Source organism: Salinibacter sp., from assembly GCF_036626415.1.
In the GTDB taxonomy this organism is placed as follows: Bacteria; Bacteroidota; Rhodothermia; order Rhodothermales; family Salinibacteraceae; genus Salinibacter.
The window spans coordinates 1-5,883 of record NZ_JAZKRW010000158.1; the positions used below are offsets into that span (position 1 = coordinate 1).

Annotated in this window: 2 protein-coding genes and 1 pseudogene; all 3 read right to left on the reverse strand. The window is 68.9% G+C overall.

Translation table 11 applies throughout. The annotated features are described in order from the left end of the window. A partial coding sequence (locus tag V5A20_RS12780; protein WP_332327500.1) for an efflux RND transporter permease subunit occupies positions 1-2,244 on the reverse strand: 2,244 nt, incomplete at its 3' end. A gap of 137 nt (positions 2,245-2,381) precedes the next feature. Continuing rightward, positions 2,382-5,063 (reverse strand): PEP/pyruvate-binding domain-containing protein, encoded by a 2,682-nt coding sequence (locus V5A20_RS12785; protein WP_332327501.1) that lies wholly within the window; start codon positions 5,061-5,063, stop codon positions 2,382-2,384. 451 nt (positions 5,064-5,514) lie between these two features. Beyond that, positions 5,515-5,883 (reverse strand): annotated as a pseudogene (locus tag V5A20_RS12790) (UbiA family prenyltransferase); the annotation flags it as partial.

Sequence of the window (5,883 nt, forward strand, 5' to 3'; positions counted from 1 at the left end):
AGCAATGAGGGCCGGAAAAACCGCTAGATCCACGGCCAGCGCGAGCCCGATGCCAAGCGCCGTCAGCCCCCCGAACCAGACGACGGACTTGACCTGTGCGAGGGTGAGCACCAGCACGCCGCCCCCGATCACGCAGGTGGTCGTCGCGAGCATGGGCCCGCCCGTCCGTGCCGCCCGCCGGATGGCGGCCGTGGGCGCGAGTCCTCGGTCGCGGCCGACCGTGTAGCGATGCAGCAGGTGCACCGTGTCGTCGACGATAAGGCCGAAGAGGACGGCCGCGATGGTGACGGTCGCCACGTCGAGCGGCAGTCCCACCCACCCCATCACGCCCAGCGTCAGGAGCACGGGCAGCACGTTCGGCACGAGGGCCCACAGGGCGGCCCGCACGGAGCGGAACAGCCCCCCGATGGCGACGAGAATCACGGCCAGGGCCAGCCCGAACGTCCAGAGCTGCGACTGCACCACGAGCGTCATGATGCGCACGTAGAGCGGCAGGTAGCCGGTGGCCGCCACGGAGACGCCCTCGGGCAGGGCCGCGGCCCCCGTCACGGCCTGTATGGACCGGTCGAGGCCATCGGCCGACTGCATCGGCACGCCGAACGTGACGCGCAGCTGATCCGGATGCGCCGCCAGGTCCGCGAGGTAGGGCACATCGCCGCTCCCGAGCTGCACCAGCGTCTCGATCTGATCCCGCCCCTCTGGAAGCGCCGGGCCGCCCCCCGCCACGGCCCCGTGGAGCCGCCGGACGCCGTCGACCGCCGAGTAGCTCCACCCCACGGCCCCGGTCGCCACCGCCGCCTGCTCCCAGTCCCGCACCGCCTCGAACACCTCCGGCGTGCGCACGTCGTCCCGCTCGTCGGCGCGGACGACAAACTCAAGCGGCGCGTAGGGCCCCAGCTCCTGCTCGATGAGGCGCGAGTCCTGCCGCACCGAGTGGTCGGGGTAGAGGTAGCCAATCGAGTTCGTGTCCACGGTAATCTGAGCGAGTCCCCACCCCGCCCCGAGGGCGAGCAAAACGGCGCCTCCCAGGACCGCACGCGAGTGCCGAAGGCTCCCCTCGACCGTCGACGCGATCACGTGCCGAAGCCCCGCGCGGTCGGACGGCACCGGCAGCACCGGGTCGTAGGCCAGCCCCCACGTGCACCCCACCACGGCCGCCACGAGCCCAAAGAGTAGTCCCAGCGCCGAGAAGAGGCCGAGGTGCCGCACCACCGGCATCGGGCTGGCCCCGAGCACGGCAAAGCCGAGGGCCGTCGTGAGCGTCGTGACGCCGCAGGGCCGCAGCAGGAAGCCGACCGTCTGCACCGCCCGCTCGCGGGGCGACAGCGTCCTGGGCAGGTCGGCGGCGTGGCGGAGCAGGTGCACGCAGTCGGCCGTGCAGATGACGAGCACGAGGGTCGGCATCACGAGCGTCACCGTGTTGATGGCAAGCCCCGCCCACCCGTAGGCGCCCATGAGCCACACGGTCGCCCCCCCAACCACGCCGAGCGTGAGCAGGACCGGCGCAATGCGCCGAAAGAATGCCCAGAGCAGCAGGAAGATGAGGACGTTTGACGCCAGAAGGACCAGGATCGAGTCCTGCGTCGAGGCCTTGTTGAGCGCGTGCAGAATGACGCCGACCCCAGCGCGATGCCGCTGTACGTCGGTGCCCGCCAGCACCCGATCGAGGACTTCCGCAATCCGCCCGAGAATTACGTCGCGCCGCCCGTCGACCTGATCGTTCGGGTGCATCCGGGCGAGCACCGCCGTCATCGTCCCGCCGTCGCCCACGAACCGGTCGTACAGCGTCGAGTCGGACTCGAGAATCTGGGTCCGCAGCGAGCGCGCCTGCGCCGCCGAGAGCCGCTCGTCTGGCACCAGCGATACGGGTCGCGGGCCCGCCAATCCCATTTGTACTTGCTTCATCGTCGCGAGTGACTGAACGGACGCCACCCCCTCCACCGATCGAAGCGCGCGGGTCGCTTCTTTCAAGATTTCCAGGCCCACCGGCGTCAGCATGCCGTCGTCGCGCCGCAGGGCAATGAGGACCGTCTCGTCGTTGCCGTACGTGTCCTGGAACGACCGGTACGCCGTCAGGGCCGGGTCGCCCTCCACGAACCAGCGCTGCACTGCGTTGTCGACGCGGACCTGCGTCGCGGGCACGGCGGCCAGAACTGTCAGGACCAGACACACGCCCAGTCCGACCCAGCGCCGGTCGTAGAGCCAGCCGGCAATCCGCTTGGATGTAGAGGCGTTGGTTTCCATTGCGTCGAGAGGCTCGGAGAAATTGTCGTGATCTGCTGCCATTCAACTCAACGAGGCTGTGAACCGCCGACGGCAGACCGCCGTCCGCGGTCGCGGAGGATGGCGATGCATCTTCATTTTTGGGCTGCCCGTCTCGGTCAGGCGTCCTCAACCCACTCAACGGTCCCGGTCTCGCCATCAATCCGCACCACGTCCCCGTCCTGAAGCCGCTCCGTGATACTGGGCAGCGACACGACCGCCGGCAGGCCCATCTCGCGCGCCACGATGGCGGCGTGGGACAGCAGGTTGCCCTGTTCCACAAGCAGCCCCCGGCACGAGGCAAAGAGCGTGATCCACCCCGGATCCGTGCGCTTGGCCACCAGGATCTCGTCGCCGTCGAGCGACACGTCCCGCGGATCGTCGACCACGCGCACCGGCCCCTCCACCGTCCCCGGACAGCAGCCCAGTCCGCTCAGGTGGGCCGACCCGTCCTCGACGGCCCCATCGTCGTCCGGCTCGATGAGATCGTGGGCGTGCACCGCCCCCCTAGTGCGGAACCGGTCCGGCGGAGCGGGCAGTTCCTCGCGGTAGCGCTCGAACTCGGCCCGCCGCGCCTCCACGAGGGCCTGCAGATCCGTCGTCGACACCGTGCCCTCCACGACGCCCAGCACCTCGTCCACCTCCAGATAGAACACATCCCTCGGGTCGTCGAGCAGGTCTTCCGCGTGCAGCCGCCGGCCCATCTCCAGAAAAATCCGACGGCACACGCCGAAGACGCGGGTGCGCTCGAACCGCAGGTTTTCGCGGTCCGCCACACGGGCGCGGGCATGCTTCAGCACCCACCGCGTGACCCACCGCCGCAGCGGGTGGCCCGATAGCGCCTCCCGGAGTCGCTTGTCCGCCTCTTCGCGCAGATGCTCCTCCGTCGCCCCCATCGGCGGCAGATCGGTGGTCTGCAGGCGCCGCGCCAGGCGCCCGACGCCCCGATACAGCGTCATCGGGTCGTCGCGGAGCGTCGCGCTCTCCAGCTTCAACTCGTCGAGACACCGGTCGCTGAACCGGTCGAGATAGGCCTCGAATTTGTCCGCGAGCGTCGGGTGCTCCTCCAGCGCCCTCCGAATGTCCGGGAGACTGCCGCTGCACAGCGTCTCCACGAGCGCCTCGTGGTCCGCCGCTCGTTCGGCCATCTCGCGCATGCGCCGCGCCGGCTCGGTGCTCACCACCTCGGCGTGGCCCGTGAGCAGGTTGTTGTGGAGGTTGACCGGGTCGTCGACGTCGGTCCACGTCTCCACGATGCGCTTCGAGAGGCCGTGGAAGATCATGGCGAAGAAGTCGTTTGCGATCGGCACGTCCCACTGCGCCAGCAACTCCTCTTCGAGGGACCGGTAATAATCGGCCAGTTCGTCGAGGCGCATCCGCTCGAGGCCCGGCTCGGGCGGGGTGAGCACGCCGTCAAGGTGGTCGTAGAATTGCTCGATGCGTCGGGGCAGCCGCCAGTGCTGGGCCACGAGGCGCCCCGCCGAGCGGAGCATGGTGAGGCCGTCCGTGAGCCACTCCGTCCACGAGGCCGGCTCGTCTTCCGGCAATAGTTCGTCCGACAGGCGCTCATCCACGCCCATCATGTCCTCCATGAACGCGCGGTTGAACTGGAACCCCGGCAGGAGCGAGAGCGACGCATACCAGCTGAGCAGGTTGTAGTAGATGCGTCCCCGAATGAGGCCGATCATGGTTCGGAACGTGTCGGCGTGCGCCTCAATCGTGGACTGCGGCACGCCCATCACGCGGTAAAAGCCGCGGTAGACCTCCTCGTAGGCGTGGCGGGCGAACGAGAAGGTAAGGGGCGTCGTCACGCCGCTGTAGCTCTCGGCGATGTTGCTGTTGTCCCACACGCGGAGGGGCGCGCCGGGGTCGGGCCGCCCGGCCAGTTTGGTGATGGGGCGGGATTGGAGAAGATAGAGCGTGTCGCCGGCCCACGTCCACTCGATGTCCTGCGGGCGGTCGAAGTGCTGCTCGGCCCGGCGGGCGAGGTCGGCCACGGCCCGCACCTCGTCGTCGCTGAGCACCGGCCGCTCCCGCGCCTCCTCGTCGAGACGGTCCCAGCGAAGCCCGCCCTCCGCGTCGGGGTCGGGACGGGCGGCCCGGGCCTGCGGGCGAACGGTGCGGTCCTGGATCGTGCCCGTGCGGTCGACGCGGTACGTGTCGCCGTCCACGTCGCCGTCGACCAGCGCGGTGCCCACCCCCTGCACGGCCGACACGACGGCCATGCCCCGGCGTCCCGACGACGGATCGGCGCTGAAGGCCACGCCCGCCCGGTCGGGCTCGACCATGCGCTGGAGCACGACCGCCGGGGGCTCCGGAACGACCGGCAGGCCCTGCGCCCGGCGGTACTCCAGCACCGACGCCCGAAACGCCGAGCGCCAGACGTCCGCCACCCGGGCCGGGACTGTCTCCGGCGGCACGAACAGATGGCTCTCCAGCTGCCCGGCAAACGAGTGCTCGGCGGCGTCCTCGTCGAGGGCCGACGACCGGACTGCCACCCGCCGCTCTCCCGCGGGCGTGTCGTCATCGAACAGCGTGTCGAGCGCGTCCGACAGCACCTGCAGAACCGCGTCCGACGGGGTCAGGTCGTCCAGGACGTTGTCGAGCGGCGGCCCCGCATCGAGTCGCTCCTGCTGGGCGTCGGCCAGGCTCTCGGTGCAGGCCACCGGGGTGAGCACGACCCATTCCGGCACCGGAAGATCGGCCGTGTGCAGGTCGGCCAGGGCCCGGGCCTTGCCCCCGACTCGATCCGATGGAGATACCTCTTCCGGCGTGATGAGGAGGTCCGACGTTGAGATCATTGTTGAAGTCTTGGATCTGCTCATCGTCCCAGCAGCATTCGTTTGGGATGGAATTGCATAAGTGATCGCAGTGTGCTTTCGGCCTCTGCCTACACCAAACATCGTGTTCTTCCAAGCTTCGATCGCCCCCGGCCTTGAAGAAAATGCCGCCCGGACGACGGCGAAGATCCGAGCGCCCGGAAATTCTTCACTGCCTGACCGAACGGAGTGAGGGAGTTTGAAGAATTTCAGGGGCCCGCAGGGTCATCCCACGGGCGGAGTCAGAGCCGTCGTCAGGCATTTTCTTCACAGCCGTGATCTTTTTGGTTCGTTTTTGCATCTAGGCAAAAATGAACACCTCTGGCCAGAAAGGGGCGATATATTCTGCATTCAGAGGAGAATTATAGCGGAGACAGTGACTGCGTCTAGAGGAGGGAATTTTGAAAGCTCGCGTAGAGCCTCCCCCTCGCACTCACCAAATCAGAGGCAACAACCCGACGCTGCCGTAGAGCACCAGGAGCCAGAGGCCGGACGTCACTTCGATGGCCTCGGCCCGGTCCGGCGACGGGGCTCGCAGGAAGCGCCCCGCCACGACGACCGCCCCAAGCAGGGCCGCCCCAAGGGTTCCCGCTACGATCGTCGTTACGCCCACTTGCTCCGCCGCCCCGACGGCCGCCCCGCCCGCTAGGAGCAGAACCCCCAGCCAGGCGATCACGGCCCGCGTGCAGCCCCAGGCCTTGCTGTACGTCTCCACGCCCGTCCGCTCCCCCTCCGGCGCGCGGATCTTGCGCCCGATCTCGAAGACGAGCCCCCCGAAGAAGCTCGCGCCGAGGAACCAGGC